Annotated in this window: 21 protein-coding genes; 10 read left to right on the top strand and 11 right to left on the bottom strand. The window is 58.2% G+C overall.

Translation table 11 applies throughout. From position 1 onward, the window contains the following. Window positions 1–112: 112 nt before the first annotated feature. Window positions 113–595 carry an acyl-CoA thioesterase gene (locus tag ACRESJ_RS16045; protein WP_431758778.1) on the bottom strand — a complete coding sequence of 161 codons (483 nt, stop codon included), beginning with the start codon at window positions 593–595 and terminating at the stop codon, window positions 113–115. 286 nt (window positions 596–881) lie between these two features. Here ACRESJ_RS16045 and ACRESJ_RS16040 point away from each other — a divergent pair, with 286 nt between their 5' ends. After that, entirely contained in the window at window positions 882–2645 is a 1764-nt protein-coding gene (locus ACRESJ_RS16040) for a cation:proton antiporter (RefSeq protein WP_431758777.1), read from the top strand. Between the two features lie 21 nt (window positions 2646–2666). On the opposite strand, the gene ACRESJ_RS16035 is transcribed toward ACRESJ_RS16040, so the two are convergent. The 4 genes from ACRESJ_RS16035 to uvrD all read right to left on the bottom strand — a co-directional run bounded on the left by ACRESJ_RS16035 (window position 2667) and on the right by uvrD (window position 7049). Further along, window positions 2667–3074 carry an SMI1/KNR4 family protein gene (locus ACRESJ_RS16035; RefSeq protein WP_431758776.1) on the bottom strand — a complete coding sequence of 136 codons (408 nt, stop codon included), beginning with the start codon at window positions 3072–3074 and terminating at the stop codon, window positions 2667–2669. A gap of 137 nt (window positions 3075–3211) precedes the next feature. Further along, entirely contained in the window at window positions 3212–4090 is an 879-nt protein-coding gene (locus ACRESJ_RS16030) for a Tim44 domain-containing protein (RefSeq protein ID WP_431758775.1), read from the bottom strand. A gap of 179 nt (window positions 4091–4269) precedes the next feature. After that, window positions 4270–4710, bottom strand: coding sequence for an EamA family transporter (locus tag ACRESJ_RS16025; RefSeq protein ID WP_431758774.1), 441 nt, complete (start codon window positions 4708–4710; stop codon window positions 4270–4272). Window positions 4711–4865: 155 nt separating this feature from the next. Further along, entirely contained in the window at window positions 4866–7049 is a 2184-nt protein-coding gene (gene uvrD, locus ACRESJ_RS16020; protein WP_431758773.1) for a DNA helicase II, read from the bottom strand. A gap of 256 nt (window positions 7050–7305) precedes the next feature. Here uvrD and ACRESJ_RS16015 point away from each other — a divergent pair, with 256 nt between their 5' ends. From ACRESJ_RS16015 to ACRESJ_RS16005, 3 genes are all read left to right on the top strand, one after another. Beyond that, entirely contained in the window at window positions 7306–10176 is a 2871-nt protein-coding gene (locus tag ACRESJ_RS16015; protein WP_431758772.1) for an EAL domain-containing protein, read from the top strand. 185 nt (window positions 10177–10361) lie between these two features. Further along, window positions 10362–11228 carry a transcriptional regulator HexR gene (hexR, locus tag ACRESJ_RS16010; RefSeq protein WP_431758771.1) on the top strand — a complete coding sequence of 289 codons (867 nt, stop codon included), beginning with the start codon at window positions 10362–10364 and terminating at the stop codon, window positions 11226–11228. A gap of 157 nt (window positions 11229–11385) precedes the next feature. Continuing rightward, window positions 11386–11598 (top strand): PA3496 family putative envelope integrity protein, encoded by a 213-nt coding sequence (locus ACRESJ_RS16005; protein ID WP_431758770.1) that lies wholly within the window; start codon window positions 11386–11388, stop codon window positions 11596–11598. Here ACRESJ_RS16005 and ACRESJ_RS16000 read toward each other — a convergent pair. After that, the gene (locus ACRESJ_RS16000; RefSeq protein WP_431758769.1) at window positions 11540–12502 is read right to left on the bottom strand and encodes a LysR family transcriptional regulator; all 963 of its coding nucleotides are present in this window, start codon (window positions 12500–12502) and stop codon (window positions 11540–11542) included. The genes ACRESJ_RS16005 and ACRESJ_RS16000 overlap by 59 nt on opposite strands. 189 nt (window positions 12503–12691) lie before the next feature. Here ACRESJ_RS16000 and ACRESJ_RS15995 point away from each other — a divergent pair, with 189 nt between their 5' ends. The 4 genes from ACRESJ_RS15995 to ACRESJ_RS15980 all read left to right on the top strand — a co-directional run bounded on the left by ACRESJ_RS15995 (window position 12692) and on the right by ACRESJ_RS15980 (window position 17812). Beyond that, window positions 12692–14107 carry an acetyl-CoA carboxylase biotin carboxylase subunit gene (locus ACRESJ_RS15995; protein WP_431758768.1) on the top strand — a complete coding sequence of 472 codons (1416 nt, stop codon included), beginning with the start codon at window positions 12692–12694 and terminating at the stop codon, window positions 14105–14107. Between the two features lie 11 nt (window positions 14108–14118). Continuing rightward, window positions 14119–15927, top strand: coding sequence for a sodium-extruding oxaloacetate decarboxylase subunit alpha (gene oadA / locus ACRESJ_RS15990; protein ID WP_431758767.1), 1809 nt, complete (start codon window positions 14119–14121; stop codon window positions 15925–15927). 257 nt (window positions 15928–16184) lie between these two features. Continuing rightward, window positions 16185–17537 (top strand): HipA domain-containing protein, encoded by a 1353-nt coding sequence (locus tag ACRESJ_RS15985; RefSeq protein ID WP_431758766.1) that lies wholly within the window; start codon window positions 16185–16187, stop codon window positions 17535–17537. Continuing rightward, entirely contained in the window at window positions 17534–17812 is a 279-nt protein-coding gene (locus ACRESJ_RS15980; protein WP_431758765.1) for a helix-turn-helix domain-containing protein, read from the top strand. The genes ACRESJ_RS15985 and ACRESJ_RS15980 overlap by 4 nt, the downstream gene beginning before the upstream one ends. A 58-nt stretch (window positions 17813–17870) precedes the next feature. Here ACRESJ_RS15980 and ACRESJ_RS15975 read toward each other — a convergent pair whose 3' ends face one another. Both ACRESJ_RS15975 and ACRESJ_RS15970 read right to left on the bottom strand, forming a co-directional pair. After that, on the bottom strand, window positions 17871–18707 hold the full coding sequence (locus tag ACRESJ_RS15975) for an amino acid ABC transporter permease (RefSeq protein WP_431758764.1): 837 nt from the start codon (window positions 18705–18707) through the stop codon (window positions 17871–17873). Beyond that, a complete protein-coding gene (locus tag ACRESJ_RS15970; protein ID WP_431758763.1) occupies window positions 18704–19525 on the bottom strand; it encodes an ABC transporter substrate-binding protein in 822 nt (273 codons plus the stop codon). Before ACRESJ_RS15970 ends, ACRESJ_RS15975 begins: the two co-directional genes overlap by 4 nt. 110 nt (window positions 19526–19635) lie before the next feature. Between ACRESJ_RS15970 and ACRESJ_RS15965 the strand changes: the two genes are divergently transcribed. Next, the gene (locus tag ACRESJ_RS15965) at window positions 19636–20535 is read left to right on the top strand and encodes a homocysteine S-methyltransferase family protein (RefSeq protein WP_431758762.1); all 900 of its coding nucleotides are present in this window, start codon (window positions 19636–19638) and stop codon (window positions 20533–20535) included. Window positions 20536–20596: 61 nt separating this feature from the next. Here the strand turns inward: ACRESJ_RS15965 and ACRESJ_RS15960 are convergent, their stop codons facing one another. The 3 genes from ACRESJ_RS15960 to ACRESJ_RS15950 are packed head-to-tail and all read right to left on the bottom strand — an operon-like array spanning window position 20597 to window position 22366. Then, window positions 20597–21268, bottom strand: a complete 672-nt coding sequence (locus tag ACRESJ_RS15960) for a GNAT family N-acetyltransferase (RefSeq protein WP_431758761.1) — start codon at window positions 21266–21268, stop codon at window positions 20597–20599. Window positions 21269–21285: 17 nt separating this feature from the next. Continuing rightward, window positions 21286–21732: an N-acetyltransferase family protein gene (locus ACRESJ_RS15955; protein WP_431758760.1), complete on the bottom strand. Its 447-nt coding sequence runs from the start codon at window positions 21730–21732 to the stop codon at window positions 21286–21288. Between the two features lie 10 nt (window positions 21733–21742). Continuing rightward, window positions 21743–22366 (bottom strand): FMN-binding negative transcriptional regulator, encoded by a 624-nt coding sequence (locus ACRESJ_RS15950; RefSeq protein ID WP_431758759.1) that lies wholly within the window; start codon window positions 22364–22366, stop codon window positions 21743–21745. Window positions 22367–22458: 92 nt separating this feature from the next. Here ACRESJ_RS15950 and ACRESJ_RS15945 point away from each other — a divergent pair, with 92 nt between their 5' ends. Further along, on the top strand, window positions 22459–24012 hold the full coding sequence (locus ACRESJ_RS15945) for a PLP-dependent aminotransferase family protein (RefSeq protein WP_431758758.1): 1554 nt from the start codon (window positions 22459–22461) through the stop codon (window positions 24010–24012). The last annotated feature ends 28 nt before the right edge of the window (window positions 24013–24040 follow it).

Below are 24040 nucleotides of genomic sequence, written 5' to 3'. Positions count from 1 at the left end.
TTTCGCGTTATCGTTAACGTTTTTCTCGAGCAAGCTCGCTCCTACAGTTGACCTTCATCGCTTAACTGACTGGCATTAAGGCTTGCCCGCGAAGGCTGTCACTCGACGGACGTTATACGTCGCCCTTGATTTCCTGGTAGCGCTTTTCCAGCTCCTGGCGAATCTGACGGCGTTGCTGGGCCTGCATGTATCGGCGCTTGTCTTCGCTGTTTACCGGTTGCAGTGGCGGCACTGATGCCGGCTTGCGCTGGTCATCCACCGCAACCATCGTAAAGAAGCAGCTGTTGGTATGGCGCACCGAGCGTTCACGGATGTTCTCGGTCACCACCTTGATGCCCACCTCCATGGAAGTATTGCCGGTGTAGTTGACCGAGGCGAGGAAGGTCACCAGTTCGCCGACATGGATCGGCTCGCGGAAAATCACCTGATCCACCGACAGAGTCACTACGTAGCGGCCGGCATAGCGGGCGGCACAGGCGTAGGCGACTTCGTCGAGGTACTTGAGCAGGGTGCCGCCGTGAACATTGCCAGAGAAGTTGGCCATGTCGGGTGTCATCAGTACTGTCATCGACAGTTGGGCATTTCCGGGTTCCATAGCACTCTCACGGTTCAAGGCTGGGTTGGAGGGGCGCACCTCTACGGGTGCCTCGTGGTTTTTTCAAACCAACAGTTATCGGGACGCCGGGCGCGTGATCGCCGTCACGCCGGATCGATCTGTTTCCATATATTGCACCGCCTTTCTAGCGGAAGTCCCGGTGTTACCCTTCAAAAGCCCGCTCTCGAGGGCGAAATTCCTATGCCGATAGCGGATTTTTACTCGCCTCAAACAGATGTTTCCCACGTCCGCCGTCTGAGCAATGTCACCCAAGGAGCCTCACACCATGCATGCCATCAGTTTTATTCAGGATCTGGCAGTGATCATGTTGGTCGCAGGCGTGGTGACCGTGCTTTTCCATCGCTTCAAACAACCTGTAGTGCTCGGCTATATCGTCGCCGGCTTCATTATTGGCCCACATACCCCGCCATTCGGTTTGATCCACGACGAAGAAACCATCAAAACCCTGGCAGAACTCGGGGTGATATTCCTGATGTTCTGCCTCGGGCTGGAGTTCAGCCTGCGCAAACTGTTCAAGGTCGGCGCCACGGCATTTATCGCGGCATTCCTGGAAATCGTGCTGATGATCTGGATCGGCTACGAAATCGGCCGCTGGTTCGATTGGAACACCATGGACTCGTTGTTCCTCGGCGCGATCCTGGCGATCTCCTCGACCACCATCATCGTCAAGGCCCTCAACGATCTGAAAATGAAGAACCAGCGTTTTGCACAGCTGATCTTTGGTGTGCTGATCGTTGAAGACATACTCGGTATCGGCATCATCGCCTTACTGTCGAGCATCGCAGTCAGTGGCACTGTCAGCTCGGGCGAAGTGTTCTCCACGGTCGGAAAGCTCTCGTTGTTCATGATCGTTGCGCTGGTCATTGGCATCTTGCTGGTGCCGCGATTACTGGCCTATGTGGCCAAATTCGAAAGCAACGAAATGCTGCTGATTACCGTGCTGGGCCTGTGTTTTGGCTTCTGCCTGCTGGTGGTCAAGCTTGAATACAGCATGGTCCTGGGCGCGTTCCTTATCGGTGCGATCATGGCTGAATCCCGGCAATTGCTTAAAATCGAGCGCCTGATCGAACCCGTTCGCGACTTGTTCAGTGCGATATTCTTTGTGGCGATCGGGTTGATGCTCGACCCAAGCATCCTTCTGCAATACGCCTGGCCAATTGCAGTGATCACCGTGGCGGTGGTGCTCGGCAAAATGCTGTCCTGCGGCCTCGGCGCCTTTATCGCCGGCAATGATGGTCGCACTTCACTGCGCGTCGGGATGGGGCTTTCACAGATTGGCGAATTTTCTTTCATCATTGCTTCGCTGGGCATGACCCTGCAGGTCACCAGCAACTTCCTTTATCCGGTGGCCGTGGCGGTTTCAGTGATCACCACGTTGCTGACGCCTTATTTGATTCGTGCAGCAGACCCGTTGTCGATAAAGCTGGCCGCGGTGATGCCGCAGCGACTGGGGCGCGTGCTGGGAATGTATGGCGAATGGTTGCGCAGCATCCAGCCGCAGGGTCAGGGGGCGTTGCTGGCGTCGATGATTCGACGAATCTTGCTGCAAGTGGGGGTCAATCTGGCGTTGGTGATCTCGATCTTCTTCTCGGGCGCCTTCTTCGCAGAACGCATGTCCGACTACCTGCAAGCCTGGATCAGCGACCCGAGTTGGCAGAAGGCGTTGATCTGGGGTGGAGCACTGCTGCTTTCGCTGCCATTCCTGATCGCTGCCTATCGCAAGCTCAAGGCGCTATCGATGTTGCTGGCGGAAATGGGCGTGAAGCCTGAAATGGCCGGCCGCCACACGCAGCGAGTGCGTCGGGTGATCGCCGAGGTGATCCCGATTCTCTCGCTATTGGTGATTTTCCTGCTGGTTTCAGCCTTGTCGGCCAGTATTCTGCCGACCAACAAGTTGCTGGTCCTGATCGCCGTAGTAGCGGCCGCTGTGGCGGCGCTGCTATGGCGCTGGTTCATTCGCGTGCACACACGGATGCAGGTGGCTTTGCTCGATACCCTGGAAAACCACAAGGATTCGCCAGGGCACTGACACCGGGAGGCGTCAACTGAATCAGCTTTCCAGCCAGACGTCCCGTGCCCAGTGCCATACCGATTCCCAGGTTTCTTCGGTCACCAGTTCTTCTTCAGCGGACCACAGCACCACGGTGCCGTCTTCTTCGACGCAGTAATAATCGTCGCCGTCCTGGCAAATCGGAATCATGCTGCGATCGACGCCCGCATCCCAGGCGTTCGCGGCAACGTCCGGCAGGTAGGTATGCGATTGTGGGTCGGTGACGGTCACCGGCTCCAGGCTGCCGTAGACAACGTCGCTGACGGTCAGCAGAAACTCTCTGAAGACGAACGGAATGTCGATGAACAGTTGCTCTTCGATTTCCACCAGCATGTCTTCGTCAGGCAATTCCAAGGGGACCGGTACCGGCTCGTTGGCTTCTCGCAGTTGTTCGATGATTTCTTCCACGTCCGGGATCCTCTTGCTCGTATGGCGCGGTTTATATGGGCCGGTTTATACAGTAGCTTGCTATAGATGCAACTGCGAAATAGAAAAACCCCGGCAAGCCGGGGTTTTCATTGCAGCAGATGGAGGGCGCAGAGTAATCAGCCGTTCTGGCGGATACCTGCAACCAGCCAAGGCTGGTTTTCGCCCTGGGCACGTTCCATGTTCCAGCTTTCGCTGAACGCTTCGCCCTGGTCGAAACGCGAGTTTTTCGATACGCCGCTGAAGGTCAGTGTGGCGATGGTCTTGTCTGCGCGATCATCCACGCCTTCAAGTTGTACATTGAGGTTATCAATGTAGGTCGACTGGAAGCCGTCGCCCAGGTCAGCACGTTCGCGCTTGAGGAACTCCAGCATTTGTGGGGTTACGAACTCGGCGATCTTGTCCATTTCATTGGCGTCCCAGTGTTGTTGCAGGGACTGGAAGTGGTTGCGCGCGGCTTCAATGAAGTTGCTTTCGTTAAACCAGGCTGGGGCATTGATCACCGGACGAGCGGCGACAGGTGCTGCCGAGCCACCAAAGATCGAACCGCCGGCTGGCTTGTGTTCGAACGCTTCACGCTGCATTGGCGCGTGGCCGGCCGGAGCGTATTGCTCCTGCTGCTTGCGACGACGGGCGGCAATGAAGCGGAAGACCAGGAACGCGATGACCGCCATGATCAGGATGTCGAAGAACTGCATGCCCTGGAAGCCGTCGCCCATGAACATGGATGCCAGCAGGCCACCGGCGGCGATGCCGGCCAGAGGGCCGAGCCAGCGCGAAGCACCGCCGGCCTTGGCAGCAGCGCCAGCGGCACCGGCAGCACCAGCGGTCGCCGCAGCGCCGCCCATGCCTGGAGAAGAAGGAGCCATCTGGCTGGTTTGGTGAGTCGGCGCAGCGCCTGCGCTTTTGCCACCACCGAAGCGCTTGGCGGCATTGACGTCGAGACTCATCGTCAGGCCGATGCACAACGCCATGGCGATGCTAAGAAAACGTTTCATAAAGGGAATTCCCGTTTGTGGAAGGCACGCGCGCCATGTTGCACAGCTGAAGTGTTACTGGCTAGCGGCAGAGTGTTTCGGGCTTTTGCCTGACAGGTTGTATTCAGCTTCAGTCAAGGCAATAAGGCTGGTTAACTTTGGTCTGTAGGATGAGTGGATTAGTTCTGTAGGAAGGGTCTCTAGCGTCGAAGCACCAGCATGACCACCCCGGCCGTGATCAGGCCAATCCCGCCCCATTGGCGCAGGTCGAGTTTTTCGCCCAGCAGAATCACGCCGAGTACGGCCACCAGGACCACGCTGAGTTTGTCTACTGGAGCGACCAGCGAGGCCGGGCCGACCTTGAGGGCACGGAAGTAGCAAATCCACGATGCCCCCGTCGCCAACCCCGATAACAAAAGGAACAGATAGCTTTTGGCAGAAATCGATCCTAATGCCTGATATTGGCCCGTGGCGTACAAAATCAAGGCCAGGCTGACCAGTACCACTATTGTTCTGAGCAACGTGGCGAAGTCCGAGTTGACGTTCTCGACGCCGATTTTCGCGAAAATGGCGGTCAACGCTGCGAACACAGCAGATAACAGGGCCCAGAATGTCCAGGAAGAAAAGAAACCTGAGCCCATGACCGACTCCTTGATCGCGCACATTAGGTTGGGCCTTACACAGAGCCCTGTGGGAGCGGGCTTGCTCGCGAAAGCGGTGGGTCAGGCAACATCAATAGTGACTGATACACCCTATTCGCGAGCAAGCCCGCTCCCACATGGGTCCTTGCCGTTCTTTAGATGGCTTCCAGCTTCGCATACCCCAGCATCAACCACTTGCTGCCTTCGCTGAAGTTCACCTGAACCCGCGCCTGTGCGCCAGAGCCTTCGAAATTCAGGATCACCCCATCGCCGAACACCGAATGGCGTACTGCCTGACCGAGGCTGAACCCTGTTTGCGGGATCTCGCTGCCGCTGAACAGGCTGCCGCCGCTCATTGACTGGTTGCCACCAAACGGACGGCTGACGCTGTTGGAAAGCCGCACTTCCTGAATCAGGCCTTTGGGCACTTCGCGTACGAATCGCGACACCTTGTTGTAGGTCTCGCTGCCATACAGGCGTCGGGTTTCAGCATAGGTCATCACCAGGTTCTGCATAGCCCGGGTAACGCCGACATAGGCCAGACGACGTTCTTCCTCAAGACGCCCTGGCTCTTCCAGGCTCATCTTGTGCGGGAACAGGCCTTCTTCCATGCCCACCAGGAACACGTAAGGGAATTCCAGGCCTTTGGCGCTGTGCAAGGTCATGAGTTGAACGCTGTCTTCGTGCTCATCGGCCTGGGTGTCCCCGGCCTCCAGCGACGCGTGACCGAGGAACGCCGCCAGTGGCGTGAGGTCCTCGTCTTCTTCACTGTTTTCGAAGTTACGCGCGGCGCTGACCAATTCCTCAAGGTTTTCTACCCGGGCTTGGCCTTTCTCGCCTTTTTCCGCTTCGTGATAAGCAATCAGCCCGGACTGCTCGATGACGGTTTGGGTCATCAGATGCAGCGGCATCTCAATGCATTTGGCTGCGAGGTTCTCGATCAGCTCAATGAAGGCACCGAGAGCGCTCGCTGCGCGACCGGTCAGGCCTTTATTGGCCACTAGCTGGCGCATCGCTTCCCACATCGACACATCGCTGTGGCGTGCGTGGTCGCGAATCGCTTCGACGGTTTTCTCGCCGATGCCACGGGCTGGCACGTTGATCACCCGTTCAAGCGCGGAATCGTTGCCACGGCCTTCGAGCAGTCGCAGGTAGGCCATGGCGTTCTTGATTTCTGCCCGTTCGAAGAAGCGCTGTCCGCCATAGATACGGTACGGAATACGCTCGCGCAGCAAGGCTTCTTCCAAAACCCGGGATTGGGCGTTGGAACGGTACAAAATCGCGATATCACTACGGGCCAAGCCGGTTTTCAGCGCGCTTTCGATGGTTTCGACAACGTAGCGGGCTTCATCGTGTTCATTGAAGGCGGCGTACAGGTTGATCGCTTCGCCATCGCCGCCTTCGGTCCACAGCTCTTTGCCCATGCGTCCGGTGTTGTTGGCGATCAAGGCGTTGGCGGCTTTGAGGATGCCGGCTGTGGAGCGGTAGTTCTGCTCCAGGCGAATAATCTCGGCATCCGGGAAATCATCGGAATACTGATAGATGTTCTCGATCTTCGCGCCACGCCAGCCGTAGATCGACTGATCGTCGTCGCCCACCACCATCAAGCTGTCGCCACCCTTGGCCAGCAGACGCAACCAGGCGTACTGCACGGCGTTGGTGTCCTGGAACTCGTCCACCAGAATGTGTCGGAAGCGCTTTTGATAGTGCGCCAGCAGTCCGGGGTGATCGCGCCACAGGTCGAGGGCTCGTAACAGAAGCTCGGAAAAGTCGATGACGCCGGCGCGAAGGCAAGCGGCTTCATAGGCTTCGTAGATGCTGCGCATGGTCGCCAGGAACAGATCGCCGCTGGCTTGAATGTGTTGCGGACGCAGACCTTCGTCTTTTTGCCCGTTAATGAACCACTGGGCCTGACGAGCCGGCCAGCGTTGCTCGTCCAGGCCGAGTTCGCGGATCACCCGCTTGACCAATCGCTGCTGGTCATCGCTGTCGAGAATCTGGAAAGTCTGGCTCAGCCCGGCCTCCTGCCAGTGCGCTCGCAGCAAGCGATGCGCCAGGCCGTGGAAGGTGCCAACCCACATGCCGGCCGGGTTGATACCCATGAGCTGCTCGATGCGATGGCGCATCTCCGCAGCAGCCTTGTTGGTGAAGGTCACCGACAGGATGGAGTGGGGCGAGGCGTTCTCGACCTGGATCAACCAGGCGATACGGTGCACCAGCACTCGGGTTTTACCGGAACCAGCACCGGCCAGGACCAACTGACGACCCACGGAGGCAGCTACGGCCTGGCGTTGGGCATCGTTGAGGGAGTTCAGCAGAAGGGAGAGATCATCGCGCATCGGGGCATTCTAGGGGGCAGCGCCACACCGGGCAAACTCCGCTTTGCTTTTACCGATGAAAGATAGCCGTGGACGACCGGTCAGTCATCGGCTGCAGACGTTGGCAGGACGTGCTCACAGCTTTTTTGGCAGCATCAGGGGCACTGAGATATGGCGATTTATTGATCAGCAGCAGTTTGGTCCGCGCCTTTGCTTGTGTATGCTCCGTCGACGTTTCGGGCTCATGCTCATCATTATAAGAACAAGAACATCGCTTATGACCCTCAGCCTCGACCTGTCGGGCCCCATTGTGGAGCCCCGGGAGATACGCAAACAGTACGCCATGGAGATGGCGGTCGAACGCACGCGCCTGCTCTATCAGGGTTCCTTGCTACCTACATTGTTCATGTTGATCAATGGGCTGGTTTGTGCCGGTTTGCTCTGGCGGCCACAGCGCTACTTCCTGGTCAGTGTCTGGCTGGTGTGGTTGTTGTCGTTGGTGGCATTGCGGGTGATTCAGGTTGCCGCATTCGATTCGGCGATCCCCAACAGACAGGCCCATCCCATTTGGCGACGGATGTTTCTGCTGGGCTCCGGTCTCACCGGCCTGACCCTGGCGGTCGCCGGCATTGCCCTTGTTCCCGCCGATAACTTCATTCAACAAGCTTGGGTCTTTGGCCTCATCGGGGCCGCGGCACTCTCGGCCAGCGTGGCCTATGCCGTCAGTTTGCCGGCCTTCCTGTCCTTCACCTTGCCGTGCCTGTTGCCGGCCATCGCCTACATGTTTTGGAGCGGCGATGAACAGCAGCACGGCTGGGGCTGGTTCGGTCTGATTCTGCTGGGCGCATTGAGCGTGGTTGCCTGGCAGGTCAATCGATTGATCCATAAGGGTTTAGTGCGACGTTTTCAGAATCAGGCATTGATCGAGCATCTACAACGGGCACAAAGCAGTAGTAACCAGCTCAATCAAAAGCTGGCCAAGGAAATCGAGCAGCGCCGACGCGCCGAGGATGAATTGCGGGAAATCCAGGTCGACCTGGAAGACCGTGTCGCCCAGCGCAGCCTGGAGCTGGACGCCGCCAACCAGGCGCTGAGCAAGAGCGAAGCTCGCCTGGCGCTGGCGTTGAAGGCCAGCGAACTTGGGCTGTGGGACTGGAACCTGCAAACCGACGAAGTCCATCACACGCTGATTCAGGAGCTGTTTGGTCTGGAGCCGGAGCAGGTGACGGGATTGCTTCGTCACCTCAAACCCCGCCTGCACCCCGAAGATCTCCCTGCGCTGCAAAGGGCGCTGGTCGAGCATCTGAAGGGTCGCACCGAGGACTATCAGGTCGAGTACCGCGTACGTCATGGCAATGGCCACTGGGTCTGGATCGAGGATCGTGGCAGAGCGGTCGAGCGAGCCGCCAACGGTCGGGTGATCCGCATGGTCGGTACTCGCCGCGATATCAGCGCCAGCAAGATCCTGGAAGAGCAACAGCAATTGGCGGCGACCGTGTTCGAGGCGGCCAGCGAAGGGATCGTGATTTTCGACCCGAATTACGCCCTGATCGCAATCAATCAAGCCTTCAGTCGAGTGACCGGCTATGAGATCGAAGACATGCTCGGTCGCAACATGGTCGAGCTGCCGTGCAGTCGCGATGCGCGTCGGCACTACGCGGCGATACATCAGGCGCTGGAACAGCAGGGCAGTTGGCAAGGCGAATTGGTGGAAACCCGTAAGAACGGCGAGATGTATCCGCAATGGCTTCAACTGAATGTCGTGCGCGATTTGCGGGGCAATGTGAGCCATATCGTGGGCTTCTTCGCTGATCTTTCGGCCCGGCGAGAAGCCGAGGAGCGCATGCGCTACTTGACCCATTACGACGAACTGACGGGCCTGGCCAACCGCTCGATGTTCCGCGAACGGCTTAACGAGGCGCACCAACGGGTGCGTCAGGGCGGTTATCGCAGCCTTGCGTTGCTGCACATTAACCTCGATCGGTTCAAGCAACTCAACGACAGCCTTGGTCACGAGGTCGCCGACCAGTTGTTGCAGAAAATGGCCCGGCGACTGGTGAATGCATTACCCGAAGCGGACACCATTGCGCGCTTGTCCGGTGACGAATTTGCGGTGCTGTTCAACGCCTATGGCAATCTTTCGAGCCTGGCGCGGGTGGCAACTCGTCTGGCGAACAAGTTGCGTGTACCGCTGACCATCGATGGCCATGAGTTGGTGGTGAGTGCGTCCATGGGCATCAGTCTATTGCCCGATAGCGCGCGGGAAATTTCTGCATTGGTCAGTCAGTCGAACATGGCCATGCAGCACGCCAAGCATTTGGGCGGCAATAATTTCCAGTTTTACACCGACAGCCTGCAAGCCAGCACGCTGGAACGCCTACAGCTGGAAAACCAATTGCGTAAAGCAGTTGAAGAGAAGCAGCTGAAGGTGTTCTACCAACCCAAGCTGTGCCTCGCCACGGGCAAGCTGAACGCCGCCGAGGCCTTGGTGCGCTGGGACCATCCGACCATGGGCCGCGTGCCGCCGGGGGATTTTATCGGGCTGGCCGAAGAAACCGGCCTGATCGGCCCGATCGGCGAATTCGTGTTGCGCCAAGCCTGCTGGCAAGCCTGTGAGTGGCAGCGGCAGGGGCTTGAAGGGATTCGGGTGTCGGTGAATCTGTCGGTGCATCAATTGCGACAGGGCAAACTGGTCAGCCTGGTGCGCCAAGTGCTGGAGGAAACCGGGCTGGCGCCGCACTACCTGGAGCTGGAGCTCACTGAAAGCCAATTGCTGGACAGCGTCGAACACATCATCGCGACCTTCCAGCAGTTGCGTGACTTGGGGGTGAAGCTGGCGATCGATGATTTCGGTACCGGTTATTCGTCGCTGAGCTATCTCAAACGGATTCCCGTGGATTACGTAAAAATTGATCAGGCGTTCATCCGCGGTTTAGGAGAGAGCAGCGAAGACGCGGCGATTACCCGGGCCATTATCGCCATGGCTCACGGCTTGTCGTTGAAGGTCGTGGCGGAAGGGGTGGAGCGGCAGGAGCAGCTTGAGTTTCTGAAAACCGAGCGCTGTGACGAAGTGCAAGGCTACCTGATCAGCCGCCCGGTTGAGGCGCAAACCCTGGCCGGCTTGCTGTACGCGCAAGCCGCAAGTTGACGAGCAAGCGCCCTGCGGGACGGCTCGATAGGACCTGGACAGGTGCCGATTGGGCTACATGAAGCGCGAGCACCTGAAATCGAGGGATACGGTTACGCATTGAGCAGGCAAAAAGCCGTTTCATGTAGTATAACTACAAGCTTGCTACATCCCCGGCACCTGCCAATAACAAAGAGTCCAGCCCTTTGAATCTGCTGCAACACATCGCCCAGTCTCGCCACCTGTTACGCAAGTCGGAGCTCAAGGTCGCCGATCACGTGCTGCTTGACCCCGCGGCCGTGATGCACAGTTCCATGGCCGACCTGGCCCACAGCGTGGGCATCAGTGAGCCGACCATCGTGCGCTTTTGCCGCGCTATCGGTTGTTCCGGGTTCCAGGACCTGAAATTGAAGCTGGCCCAGAGCCTGGCCGCCGGTGCAAGTTTCGGGCAGTTCGCGATCCATGAAGACGATTCGGTCGCCGATTACAGCCTGAAAATCTTCGACACCACTCTGCATACCCTGATGGAGGTTCGCGAGAAGCTCGATCCGTTGGAGTTGCAGCGGGCGGTGACGCTGATGTCCCAGGCCCAGCGTGTCGAGTTCTATGGTTTCGGCGCATCGGGTGCGGTAGCGGCGGATGCGCAGCACAAGTTCTTCCGTTTGCTGCTGACAGCGGCAGCGTATTCCGACCCACACATGCAAGCGATGTCGGCGGTGACCCTGAAGCCGACCGATGTGGCGATCTGCATTTCCCAGTCCGGGCGCTCCAAGGATTTGCTGATCACGGCCAACATTGTGCGTGAGAGCGGTGCTTCGTTGATCACCTTGTGCCCAAGTCAGACGCCGTTGGCCGAGCTGTCGACCGTCAACCTGGCAATCGACGTACACGAAGACACCGAAATCTATACACCGCTGACCTCGCGTATCGCCCACCTGGTGGTTATCGACGTGTTGGCGATGGGGGTGGCCATGGCGCGCGGGCCGAGCCTGGTGAATCACCTCAAGAGCGTCAAACGCAGTCTTCGCAGCTTGCGGTTGTCACCCAAGTCAGTGAAAGCGTTGGATGATTAAAAGGATCGCAGCCTTCGGCAGCTCCTACACAGAAATCTGTAGGAACTGCCGAAGGCTGCGATCTTTTGATTTTCATCCATCTGTAACGATCCCGCCGCCAAAGCGTAACCCCCCACGCCTATCTTGAAACTCCCGCACTCGCCTTGGGAGACTCGAAATGGCTCAGCCCTACGAAGAACGCAACAGCGCTGTCAGAACCCGCCGCCAGCAGGAAGATCAACGCCGTATGGAATTTCGCCGCGCCATTGAAGATCGCTGTGAGCGCCGTCAACTTTTGGCTGAAATCGGCGATTTTCCTGAAGATCTGGAACTCAACTACTGGCAGGCGGCTTCGACAGCTTCCCGTCGAAACGCTCAACCAGGCCGCTGATCTGCACCCGCTCGCTGCGAACGAACGCAAGGAATGCGTGCGCCACCGGTGACAGCCTTTTGGCCTTGGCCTGCACCAGGCACCAGCTGCGGTACAGCGGCAATTCTTCGACCGGCAACTCGATCAGTCCGCCGGTTGCCAGCTCAAGGTTCAGGGCGTGGCGCGTCAACAACGCAACGCCCAGGCCTGCCAGCACGCATTCTCGCTGGGCTTCGGCTGACGAGACTTCTTGCGTCTGGTTGAAGTGCACGCGTTTCTCTTTGAAATACTCTTCACACGCCATGCGCGTGCCGGAACCGGGCTCGCGCAACAGCAGCGTGTAGGGCTCAAGATCCTGTAATCGCAGTGGCCCCATATGGCACAGCGGATGATCTGGCGGCGCCACGGCGACAATCGGGTTGTTGAGGAACGGCAGGAACTCCAGGCCCATGTCTTGCGGCACCATGGACATGATGACCAGGTCGTCGCGGTTGTCCGAGAGGCGTCGAATCACTTGGCCGCGGTTAACCACAGTCAGTTGTAGGTTGACCTCCGGATGCTGGCGTTTGAACGCGGCAAACAGGTGCGGCACGAAGTACTTGGCGCTGGATTCCACCGCCAGTTTCAATTGACCCTGCAACGAGCCCTGCATGTCCGACAGCTGCATGTCGAGGTTTTCCAGGCGCCCGAAAATGTCACGGCTGGCGCGTTGCAGTGCTTCGGCCGCTTCCGTCATGTACAGTTTTTTGCCGACGTAATCGAACAATGGCTGGCCAGTCAGCTCCTCAAGTTGACGAATCTGTAGGCTGACGGCCGGTTGCGTGAGCGACATTTCGTCGGCTGCTCGGCTGTAGGACCTCAAGTCGCACACTTCGTTGAAGATCTGCAATTGACGCAATGTCATACGCATCAATGACTTACGCATTTTTAGACGCTCTCGGTCCAGGTCGGAACGTCAACTATAAGTCTTTACTTATGCATGACCCAATAATTATTCATTTTTGTTAATCCCTTGTGAGCGCTAGTGTGGCCCTGCGACCGAATTGAAACATTTGGTCACGCGTCGACCTGGTCTAGCAGGTCGTGGGTACCACCGGCTCAAGGGAACCTCCAAGTGATAAAAAAGATCCTGATCGCCAACCGTGGTGAGATTGCCGTACGAATCGTACGTGCCTGCGCTGAGATGGGCATTCGCTCGGTCGCGATCTATTCCGACGCCGACCGTCATGCCTTGCATGTGAAGCGTGCGGATGAGGCCCACAGCATTGGTGCCGAGCCGTTGGCCGGTTACCTGAACCCGCGCAAGCTGGTGAACCTGGCTGTGGAAACCGGTTGCGATGCGTTGCACCCCGGCTACGGCTTCCTCTCGGAAAACGCCGAGTTGGCGGACATCTGCGCCGAGCGCGGAATCAAATTCATCGGTCCATCGGCTGAAGTCATTCGCCGCATGGGCGACAAGACCGAAGCCCGCCGCAGCATGATCAAGGCTGGCGTGCCGGTGACCCCAGGTACTGAAGGCAACGTGTCGGGCATCGAAGAAGCCCTGACCGAAGGCGATCGCATCGGTTACCCGGTGATGCTCAAGGCCACGTCCGGTGGTGGCGGTCGCGGTATCCGTCGCTGCAACAGCCGCGAAGAACTCGAACAGGCTTTCCCGCGCGTGATTTCCGAGGCCACCAAGGCCTTCGGTTCGGCGGAAGTGTTCCTGGAAAAATGCATCGTCAACCCGAAACACATCGAAGCGCAGATCCTCGGCGACAGCTTTGGCAACGTGGTGCACTTGTTCGAACGTGACTGCTCGATCCAGCGCCGTAACCAGAAGCTGATCGAAATCGCCCCGAGCCCGCAGCTGACCCCGGAACAGCGCGCCTACATCGGTGACCTGTCGGTGCGTGCAGCCAAGGCCGTGGGTTACGAGAACGCCGGCACTGTGGAGTTCCTGCTCGCCGAGGGCGAGGTGTACTTCATGGAGATGAACACCCGGGTGCAGGTGGAACACACCATCACCGAAGAAATCACCGGCATCGACATTGTCCGCGAGCAGATCCGCATCGCTTCCGGCCTGCCGCTTTCGGTGAAGCAGGAAGACATCCAGCACCGTGGTTTCGCCCTGCAATTTCGGATCAACGCCGAAGACCCGAAAAACAACTTCCTGCCGAGCTTCGGCAAGATCACCCGTTATTACGCACCCGGCGGTCCCGGCGTACGTACCGATACGGCGATCTACACCGGTTACACCATTCCGCCGTACTACGACTCCATGTGCCTGAAACTGGTGGTGTGGGCGTTGACCTGGGAAGAGGCGATGGACCGTGGCTTGCGTGCCCTGGACGACATGCGTGTGCAAGGGGTCAAGACCACCGCCGCGTATTACCAGGAAATCCTTCGCAACCCGGAATTCCGTAGCGGCCAGTTCAACACCAGCTTCGTTGAAAGCCATCCTGAACTGACCAACTACTCGATCAAGCGCAAACCCGAAGAGCTGGCCCTGGCCATCGCCGCCGCCATCGCCGCCCACGCAGGCCTGTGAGGAATAGAACAATGAGCAAGAAAATTCACGTAACCGACACAATCCTGCGCGACGCCCACCAATCGTTGCTCGCCACCCGTATGCGCACCGAAGACATGCTGCCGATCTGCGACAAGCTCGACAAAGTCGGCTACTGGTCGCTGGAATGCTGGGGCGGCGCGACGTTCGATGCCTGCGTACGCTTCCTGAAAGAAGACCCGTGGGAGCGTCTGCGCCAGCTGCGCGCCGCGCTGCCGAACACCCGCCTGCAAATGCTGCTGCGCGGCCAGAACCTGCTGGGCTACCGCCACTACAGCGATGACGTGGTCAGAGCCTTCGTCGCCAAGGCAGCGGTTAACGGCATCGACGTGTTCCGTATCTTCGACGCGATGAACGACGTGCGTAACCTGCGCGTGGCCATCGAAGCGGTGAAAGCTGCCGGCAAACATGCCCAAGGCACCATCGCCTACACCACCAGCCCGGTGCACACCATCGACGCCTTCGTGGCTCAAGCCAAGCAAATGGAAGCCATGGGTTGCGACTCGGTGGCAATCAAGGACATGGCTGGCCTGCTGACGCCGTATGCAACCGGTGAGCTGGTCAGGGCATTGAAGTCCGAACAGTCGCTGCCTGTGTTCATTCACTCCCATGACACCGCTGGCCTGGCTGCAATGTGCCAACTCAAAGCCATCGAAAACGGTGCCGACCACATCGACACCGCAATCTCCAGCTTCGCTTCCGGCACCAGCCACCCGGGCACCGAGTCGATGGTCGCGGCCCTCAAAGGCACCGAGTTCGACACCGGCCTGAATCTGGAATTGCTGCAGGAAATCGGTCTGTACTTCTACGCCGTGCGCAAGAAGTACCACCAGTTCGAAAGCGAATTCACCGCGGTCGATACCCGCGTACAGGTCAACCAGGTTCCAGGCGGGATGATTTCCAACCTGGCCAACCAGCTCAAAGAGCAGGGCGCCCTGAACCGCATGGGCGAAGTGCTGGCCGAAATCCCGCGTGTTCGTGAAGACCTCGGCTTCCCGCCGCTGGTGACACCGACCTCGCAGATCGTCGGCACCCAGGCGTTCTTCAACGTGCTGGCCGGCGAGCGTTACAAGACCATCACCAACGAAGTGAAGCTGTACCTGCAAGGCGGCTACGGCAAGGCGCCAGCTCCGGTGAACGAGCAACTGCGTCGTCAGGCCATCGGCAGCGAAGAAGTGATCGACGTTCGTCCGGCCGACCTGCTCAAGCCGGAGATGGCCAAGCTGCGTGAAGACATTGGCGCGTTGGCCAAGTCTGAAGAAGACGTACTGACCTTCGCCATGTTCCCGGACATCGGTCGCAAGTTCCTTGAGGAACGCGCTGCCGGCACCCTGACACCTGAAGTGCTGCTGCCAATTCCGGAAGCGGGCAAAGTGGCCTCGGCTGGCGGCGAAGGCGTGCCGACCGAGTTCGTCATCGACGTCCACGGCGAAACCTACCGCGTCGATATCACCGGTGTGGGCGTCAAGGCCGAAGGCAAGCGTCACTTCTACCTGTCCATCGATGGCATGCCGGAAGAAGTGGTGTTCGAACCGCTCAACGAGTTCGTCGGCGGTGGCAGCAGCAAGCGCAAGCAAGCCTCTGCGCCGGGCCACGTCAGCACCACCATGCCGGGCAACATCGTTGATGTGCTGGTCAAGGAAGGCGACACCGTCAAGGCGGGCCAGGCTGTACTGATCACCGAAGCGATGAAGATGGAAACCGAAGTCCAGGCCGCCATCGCCGGCAAAGTGACCGCCATCCACGTCGCCAAGGGCGACCGGGTGAACCCGGGCGAAATCCTGATCGAGATCGAAGGCTGAGTTAACAGCCTCGATACAACGCTTTAAACCTCGGGGGGGCATGTGCTCCCCTTTTTTTTCGCCTGGAGTTTGTGCACTGACGTTTATGGGGGATCAGGCCTGTGATGCATTATTTTGCAGTTTTGGTTGAACTGATGGGCTCAGGTATGCACTTTATTGCATGTATTGGAGCGTTGCTAATGATGCATATGCATTATATTGCGTATTTGTGATGAACTACGCTCAACGCAATGCATTTAAATGCAGGTGAAGACGATATGTACAACCTGACCCTACAGATTTATACGAGCGGGAATTGGCATGACGCTATGACCCTGAGCTTCGATAACCCTGAACAAGGCTTCGAAAACCGATGCAGCTTTGGTTACGAACAGGCATATCTTTTCGAAAACCATGAGGGCATTGGCTCACCCTTTGCCGCCGCTGTGAGTGCCAGGTTCCCTCTGGAATGGGATGGCCGCAGATCCAACACGCCAGCCTTTGTATATGACATTGCGCCTGCTGGCGCGGCGAAAAGATTTCTCCTGGCCCACATGGGCCGTGACAAGCCTGCAGACATCAGCGTCGATCTTTATCTACTGGCCAGAAGTACACCCGCGCCGATTGGCAATATGCGCATTAAAGAGTCTGTCGAGGCTGTTGATCAGCGCGAGCCAATTGGGTTTAGGCGCCAGGATGTGATCAGCCGTGATAACCGGTTTCTCGAGTATGCCTATGAACAAGGCGCTGCAATCGGAGGGGCGACAGGGGCCGGCGGCGAGGCGCCGAAACTGCTGTTGGCTGAGAGTAAGGACGCTAACTTCTACCCCGATGCAGTACTGGACGATGCAGACGTCATTCAGCACTGGTTTGTGAAGTTCTCTCGCAACAAAGGGACCAGGAACGATCAGGACATCCTCAGAAGCGAATATCACTACTACAAGGCCCTGCAAACACTAGGCATCGAAACGGTGGCCGCGCAGGGGCTGGCGTTGGAAGAAGCAACCAAACCCAGCGTGTGGATGCACCGTTTTGACCGCCAGGTGACGCCTCAAGGGGTTGAGCGATTTGCCGTGGAGTCGATCTACTCGCTGGCGCAAATTACTACGCCCGGTAGCGCGATGGACCACATTGAAGTGATTCGCATGCTTGCTGGGCTCTGGAGGGATGCGGGGCAGGGTGATCAGATCCCTGATCTTGTTGCTGAATATTTGCGCCGGGATCTGCTCAACAAAATCCTCGGCAATTCCGATAACCACGGACGCAACACGGCAATCATTCGTGACACGGCCTCGTTCCGCTTGGCGCCGATCTATGACTTGGCGCCGATGGTCATGGACGACGAAGGTGTCACAAGGACCACCAAGTGGCCAAAGGCGTTGGAAAGGGCTGGGGATGTCAATTGGCGTGGTGTGTGCCAGGCCTTGGCCGATCTGGCTGATCCGAATGAACCTCTGGCAGCGTTGAGCGATTGGTCGGGTTGTTTTGAGCGCCTGCGCGAAGATGCCAAGCACTTGATGGCACTTCCAGACATTTTGACTGACAGCGGATTACCCGACGTGACGATGAATCACCCGCGAATCGCTTTGAAAAATCTGCAGCAACGTTTGAAAGAGTGGGGTCTGACGTGAGCATGACTGTTGTCGAGCGCACGGCGCTCATCGAAAGTATTCAAGAAGCGCTTGCTCAAGGCACGCTGGAAACAGGCGAAGCTGTTCGTCGTTTGCGGGTAGAGGTGACCGGTTTGCACCAGGCTCAGTTCGCAAAAATGTGCAAAATCTCGGTGCGTACGCTGGTGCATATCGAACATGGCAAAGGCAATCAAACGCTGAAATCACTTAATGCCGTGTTCCGCCCATTTGGGTTGAAAATGGGTGTGGTACGGATTCGACGGGATTTCAATTAAGCAGTTACAGGGCAATCCGGGAGCGCGTTCGCTCCCACACATTGTGCTGATCGCCCGCTCATCGATTGTTCAGATACGCCTTGCCATAGTGCCGCTCCATCCGGGCCTGTATCAGTTCGAGCCCGATCGACATCACCCAGTAAATCACCGCCGCGGTCGTCAGCATTTCGATGTAGCGATAGCTCGACCGTCCATAGGATTGCGCCAGAAACATCACCTCCCACACCCCCATCACCGAAATCAGTGACGAGTCCTTGAGCATCGAGATGAACTGATTGGTGGTGGGCGGGATGATGGTACGCATGGCTTGGGGCAGGGTGACGCGCCAGAAGATGACGGTTTCGCGCATCCCCAGTGCCAGGGACGCTTCGCGCTGGCCGCGGTGAACGCCGAGAATGCCGGCGCGAAAGATTTCACTGAGGTAGGCCCCGTAATTCAGCGACAGGGCAATGATGCCGGCGGCGACGGCACCTGGGACGATGCCCAGTTGTGGCAAACCGAGGTAGATCAGCAATATCTGGATCAGCAGGGGTGTGCCGCGAAAGAACGAGGCGTAGAAGCTTGCGATTCCGAAGGCCACGGCGCTTTTTGACAGGCGACCGATGGCGGTAATGAAACCCAGCAGTGACGAGGCAATGATCGAGCACAGGCACAGAAACAGCGTCAGTGCCGCACCTTGCAGAAAACCATTCGGTGCCAGATGCAGGCCGATCAGGTTGGGCAGTTTGTCGAGGATAATTGAGAACTTCAGGTCGAAGCTTAGGAAGAAGCTGGCGAACAAACCGAACATCGCCGCCCACGTCAGGTAGAGCCGCGTGCGGAAACTGAAAATTCGTTGTAATCGGGATTCAGCCACCGGTTGTGGTGGCTGAGGAGGTGACGGGAAAGAAGTCATTTACTGATGTCAGCGCCGATCCATTTTTGTGAAAGCTTGCTCAGCGTCCCGTCCTGTTTCAATTGAGCGAACACATCACGTACTTTGGCGTCCCACTGCGCGTCACCTTTTTCGATGGCCACCGAATTTGGTTCGGAGTACAGCGGCTCGCCGGCGAGCTTGAAGCGTTTGTCTTCGCTAAGGCGCGGCTGGGCGGTAACAAGGTTGGTGAGAATTGCATCAAGGCGTACACCGGCGCCCAGCCCCAAGTCCTGGAATGCCACGTTATCAGTGTCATACGGCGCGATTTGCACGTTTTCAAACGGGTACTGCAACTGTGTATCTTCTGCGCCTTCGATTACGAGGTTCTTGTTGAGGTAGCTTTCATAGCTGGAAGCGCTGGTGAGGCCAACTTTCTTTCCGCTCAAGTCTTTGGCGCTGTGGATGCTGTTGTCCTTGGCGTTCACCACGATTACTGCTGGCGACGCGTAATACTCGACCGGAAAGTCGAAGACTTCGGCGCGGGCCTTGCTCGGAGTCATGGAGCAGATGCAAATATCGTAACGTCCACTCCAGCGGCCGGCAGCGATCACATCCCAGGACGGCGTCTCGAGGCGCAATTTGACACCCAGTTTGTCCGCGACGGCTTTAGCCACATCAACATCGAAACCGTCGAGCTGGTTCTGGTCATTCAGGAATGAGAAGGGTGGATAGCTTTCCATCAACACGCCGACGAGTTCTTTCTTTTGTTCGATTCGATCCAGCGTGACGCCGCCGAAGGCTTGGGAGGATGCAGCCAGAATCGTCAGGCCCAAGGCCAGTAGCGGTTGAAAGTTCAAAATCGATTCCTGATAAAAAAGTTTGTTATTAACTAAATTATGCGTATTAAATAGTTATAAGTACTACTTCTGTAGTGAGTTTTTTTCATAAGCATATGAGTGAAAAGCATATGGGTGCACTGAAAACAGTCATTCTGGATGGCGGCATGGGCCGTGAGCTTCAAAGACGCGGTGCACCATTCAAGCAACCGGAGTGGTCGGCGCTGGCTTTGAGTGAAGCGCCGCAGGCGGTGGAGGCGGTGCACGCGGCTTATATCGACAGTGGCGCTAACGTCATCACCACGAATAGTTATGCAGTGGTGCCGTTTCACATTGGCGAAGCGCGTTTTGCCGAGGAAGGTCAGGCGCTTGCTGCGCTGGCCGGTGAGCTGGCTCGCCGCGCCGTAAACGCCGCAGCGAAGCCGGTGCTGGTCGCGGGCTCGTTGCCGCCGCTGTTTGGCTCTTACCGCCCGGATCTGTTTGAGGCCACTCGAGCGAGTGAATTACTGGCGCCGTTGGTGAGCGGTCTGGCGCCTCATGTTGATCTGTGGCTGGCGGAAACCCAGAGCTCAATCGCCGAAGCGCGTGCGATTCATGCGGGCTTGCCGCAGGACGGCAAACCTTTCTGGTTGTCGTTTACCTTAAAGGATGAGGACACAGACGAAGTGCCTCGTTTACGCTCAGGTGAGCCTGTGGCCGATGCTGCGGTCGCGGCGGCAGAGCTGGGAGTCGAGACGTTGTTGTTCAATTGCAGTCAGCCGGAAGTGATCGGCTCGGCAATTGATGCCGCACGGAGCACTTTTGAGCGATTGGGCGTGAAGATCCACATCGGAGCGTACGCCAACGCCTTCCCGCCGCAACCGAAAGAGGCCACGGCCAATGACGGACTGGATCCGCTGCGCGAAGACCTCGATCCACCGGGATACCTGCAATGGGCGGCGGATTGGAAAGCACGTGGCGCCAGTCATCTGGGGGGCTGCTGCGGGATCGGGCCGGAGCATATTGCGGTATTGGCCCAGCAACTGACGTGAAGTGATTCGCGGGCAAGCCTGAGGCTTGCCCGCGAATGCATGGCGTCAATAACAGCCGTATCTATGCGCGACACTCCGCCAGCGTTTTCACCTGTCCCGATTCAGTCTGGTTCTCATCGCTCAACCACTGCTCGAACCCCGCCCCAATCGCCGGCCATTCCGAGTCCAGGATCGAGTACCACGCGGTATCGCGGTTCTGGCCCTTGACCACCATGTGCTGACGGAAGACCCCTTCAAAGCTGAAACCCAGCCGCTCGGCCGCATACTTGGAACGGCCGTTGCCGTTGTTGCACTTCCATTCAAGTCGACGATAGCCGAGGTCGAAGGCGTGCTTGGCCAACAGGTAAACCGCCTCGGTGCTTTTCGGCGAGCGCTGCATTGGCGCGCCGAACGTGACGTGGCCGATTTCGATGCGGCCTTGGGCCGGGACGATCGACATCAGGCTGAGGATGCCTTGTACCTCGCCGCTGGCGCGATCGACCACGCTGAAGAAATACGGATCGCTGTTGGCTGCGTGATTGTTCAGCCAATCATTGAAGACGCTGCGCTCGGGGAAGGGACCATAAGGCAAGTAGTCCCAGAGTTTCGGGTCGGCGCCGGGGCCTTGCAGGGCTCGGAACAGGTCGTCGCCATGGCGCGCCGGGTCGAGTTTTTCCAGGCGGATGAAACGACCTTCAATAGTTTGTACTGAAGGCGCCGGGACGCCTTTCCATTCGGCGAGTGAAATCGACATGGTGTTCTCCTTGAACCTTAGATGGCTTTGCGAAACTGGATTAAACCGGGACGTTCGGCGATGCGCTCGTAGAGCTGGATCGCGGTGGCATTGGTCTCGTGGGTCAGCCAGTGGACCTTGCAGCAACCGTCGGTCTTGGCGGTGGCGTAGACAAATTCGATCAACTGGCGGCCGACGCCAGTACCACGGGTTTCTGGTGCCACCAGCAAGTCTTGCAGGTAGCAGGAATTTTCGATGCTCCAGTTGGAACGATGGTAGATGAAATGCACCATGCCCACCGCTTTGCCGTCGGCCCAGGCGAGGGCGGCGTGGGTCGGTTCGCTGGGGTCGAGCATACGCTGCCAGGTGCTCTGGCTGACCGCCTCGGGCAACTCGGTGTTGTAGAAGCGCAGGTAGGCTTGCCACAGGGGCAACCACGCGGCGTGGTCGTCGGCGTTGACCTGGCGGATCTCGATCTGACTCATGGTGATTTCCTTAGCGCATCAATTGGGCGAGGGTCTGGTCGTTAACGTCCGAGCTGGCGGCCAAGCCTTCGCGGACGCCAGCGATGTCGGCGGGGCTGCGGTTCTGGCTGAGCTTGCGCTTGCCTTCCAGGCGGTCGATGGGAATGGCGAAACCAACGATGGCCTTGAGCATGCCGTCGATGTAATCGGCGGGGGCATCGGCCACTGACCACGATTGGGCGCGGCCCGCTTCATGGCGGTCGGTGAGGGTGCTGACGATGTCGAGCAGCCGTCCGCCATCGCTAAAGGTTTCGGCTCGGCCGTAGGCGTGTACGGCGACGTAGTTCCAGGTCGGCACGACTTTTCCGTGTTCGGCCTTGCTCGGGTAAAAGCTGGGGCTGACGTAGGCGTCGGCACCGGCAAAAATCAGCAAGGCTTCGGCACCGTCGCGCAGGTCTTTCCACTGTGGATTGGCTTTGGCCAGATGCCCGTACAACGTGCCGTTCACGCCTTGTTCGCAATGCAGCAGCACCGGCACATGACTGGCTTGCAGGCCACTTTCGCCGTGGGTCACCAATATGGCGAGACGGGTGGCGAGGATCAGTTCGTGCAGTTGGGACAATTCTTCGATGGCAAAAGCGCGCGGCGTGTACATGGCAAATATTTCCTTGGCGAATGCCTTTATCCTAGGCAGGCTATTGGTCTGTTGTAAGAGCCATTAATGAACAATTTCATAGGTCCATTGAGATGACTGGCGAACCACTGTCCTTGACGTTCAATCCGGCGGGTATCGAACTTGATCGTCGTCAGGGGCTTAGTCGCCAGCTCTACCAGGCTTTACGGGCCCGAATACTCGACGGACGCCTGGCCAGCGGTACACGTTTGCCGGCCAGCCGAGATTTGGCGGCAGCGCTGGCAATTTCCCGTAACAGTGTGGTGCGCGCCTACGATCAGCTTTACGCCGAGGGGTTTATCGAAAGTCGGGTGGGAGACGGGACGTACGTTGCACAATTGCCTCAGGCGACGTTGCCGGTGAGAAAACTATCCACAAAAGTATCCACAGGGTTTTCAACAGGCTTATCCACAGTCTTATCCACAAATTGGCTCGATTTACCTGTGAATTCATCCAGCAAAGTTATCCACAGCGGTGCGTTGACGCGGGTTCAAAACAACCATTTACCCATGCCGCCCAGCGGTCCACCCAAAGCTTTTCGGGTCGGTGTTCCGGCGTTCGATCTGTTCCCGTTCGAGGTTTGGGCCAAGCTGAATGCGGCTTTCTGGCGTAAACCGGACTTTCAGCAGCTGTGTTACGGCGACCCGGCAGGCGACGCACGATTACGGGGGATGATCGCTGCTTATTTGCGTAGCTCCCGCGGCATGCAGTGTTCGCCTGAGCAAATTGTGATCACCAGTGGTGCGCAGCAGGGGATTAGCCTTTGTGCACAGTTGCTGGTAGAGCCTGGCGATGGGGTGGCGATCGAAAATCCGGGGTATCGGGCGGCGGGTCATGCGTTCGCCGTGGCGGGCGCGCGGCTGCACGGTGTGGCAGTGGACAGCGAGGGCATCGTTTGCAGCCATCTGGCGCTGCTCGACAATTGTCGGCTGACCTACGTGACGCCATCACATCAATACCCCACGGGGGTGGTCATGAGCCTTGCCCGTCGTCTGGAGTTGCTGGCCTGGGCTGAGCGCACGCAAGGTTGGATCGTCGAGGATGATTACGATGGCGAGTACCGTTACAGCGGCGCACCGCTGGCGCCGTTGGCGGCACTGGATCGGCAAGGGCGGGTGATTTACGTCGGCACGTTCGGCAAGGTGGCGTTCCCAGCACTGCGCTTGGGTTACCTGGTCTTGCCGATGGGGTTGGTGGACGCATTTGCCCAGCGTCGTGCGGTGGATGTTCGCCACTCTGAAGTCAGCACCCAAGCGGTCATGGCCGAGTTCATTGCCGCCGGACACTTCCAGCGGCATATCCGCCGCATGCGCCGCGCGGCGCTGAGCCGGCGCAATACTTTGCTCAGCGGTTGGCCGCTGAACATATCTGGGGTCGGCCCGTTACCCACAGTCGCCGCCGGGCTGCACTTGACGGTGCGCGTCGATAGCGTTGCGCGTGAGCAAGAACTGATCGAATTGGCGAAGGGCGTCGATGTCGAGATCAACGACTTGAGCAGCTATTGGTTGCCGCAATCCACCACACCGATCGATCAGCGCGCGGGGTTGGTGCTGGGCTTTGCTGCGGTACCTGAGCGATCGATCGAGGCGGCCCTGGAGCGCTTGCGCACGGCATGGCGTGCGCGCTGAAACGGGCGGGTGATAAGCCCGCCCGTTT

This window comes from Pseudomonas sp. (genome assembly GCF_050739655.1).
Classification (GTDB): domain Bacteria; phylum Pseudomonadota; class Gammaproteobacteria; order Pseudomonadales; family Pseudomonadaceae; genus Aquipseudomonas.
This window is presented reverse-complemented; position numbering and strand designations above follow the sequence as displayed.

Coding starts and splice junctions, on each gene's coding strand:
- ACRESJ_RS16045 (WP_431758778.1), bottom strand. CDS start 595: ATGGAACCCGGAAATGCCCAACTGTCGATGACAGTACTGATGACACCC.
- ACRESJ_RS15985 (WP_431758766.1), top strand. CDS start 16,185: ATGTACAACCTGACCCTACAGATTTATACGAGCGGGAATTGGCATGAC.
- ACRESJ_RS16015 (WP_431758772.1), top strand. CDS start 7,306: ATGACCCTCAGCCTCGACCTGTCGGGCCCCATTGTGGAGCCCCGGGAG.
- uvrD (WP_431758773.1), bottom strand. CDS start 7,049: ATGCGCGATGATCTCTCCCTTCTGCTGAACTCCCTCAACGATGCCCAA.
- oadA (WP_431758767.1), top strand. CDS start 14,119: ATGAGCAAGAAAATTCACGTAACCGACACAATCCTGCGCGACGCCCAC.
- ACRESJ_RS15975 (WP_431758764.1), bottom strand. CDS start 18,707: ATGACTTCTTTCCCGTCACCTCCTCAGCCACCACAACCGGTGGCTGAA.
- ACRESJ_RS15955 (WP_431758760.1), bottom strand. CDS start 21,732: ATGAGTCAGATCGAGATCCGCCAGGTCAACGCCGACGACCACGCCGCG.
- ACRESJ_RS16030 (WP_431758775.1), bottom strand. CDS start 4,090: ATGAAACGTTTTCTTAGCATCGCCATGGCGTTGTGCATCGGCCTGACG.
- ACRESJ_RS15965 (WP_431758762.1), top strand. CDS start 19,636: ATGGGTGCACTGAAAACAGTCATTCTGGATGGCGGCATGGGCCGTGAG.
- ACRESJ_RS16040 (WP_431758777.1), top strand. CDS start 882: ATGCATGCCATCAGTTTTATTCAGGATCTGGCAGTGATCATGTTGGTC.
- ACRESJ_RS15945 (WP_431758758.1), top strand. CDS start 22,459: ATGACTGGCGAACCACTGTCCTTGACGTTCAATCCGGCGGGTATCGAA.
- ACRESJ_RS16005 (WP_431758770.1), top strand. CDS start 11,386: ATGGCTCAGCCCTACGAAGAACGCAACAGCGCTGTCAGAACCCGCCGC.
- ACRESJ_RS16000 (WP_431758769.1), bottom strand. CDS start 12,502: ATGCGTAAGTCATTGATGCGTATGACATTGCGTCAATTGCAGATCTTC.
- ACRESJ_RS15950 (WP_431758759.1), bottom strand. CDS start 22,366: ATGTACACGCCGCGCGCTTTTGCCATCGAAGAATTGTCCCAACTGCAC.
- ACRESJ_RS16025 (WP_431758774.1), bottom strand. CDS start 4,710: ATGGGCTCAGGTTTCTTTTCTTCCTGGACATTCTGGGCCCTGTTATCT.
- ACRESJ_RS15960 (WP_431758761.1), bottom strand. CDS start 21,268: ATGTCGATTTCACTCGCCGAATGGAAAGGCGTCCCGGCGCCTTCAGTA.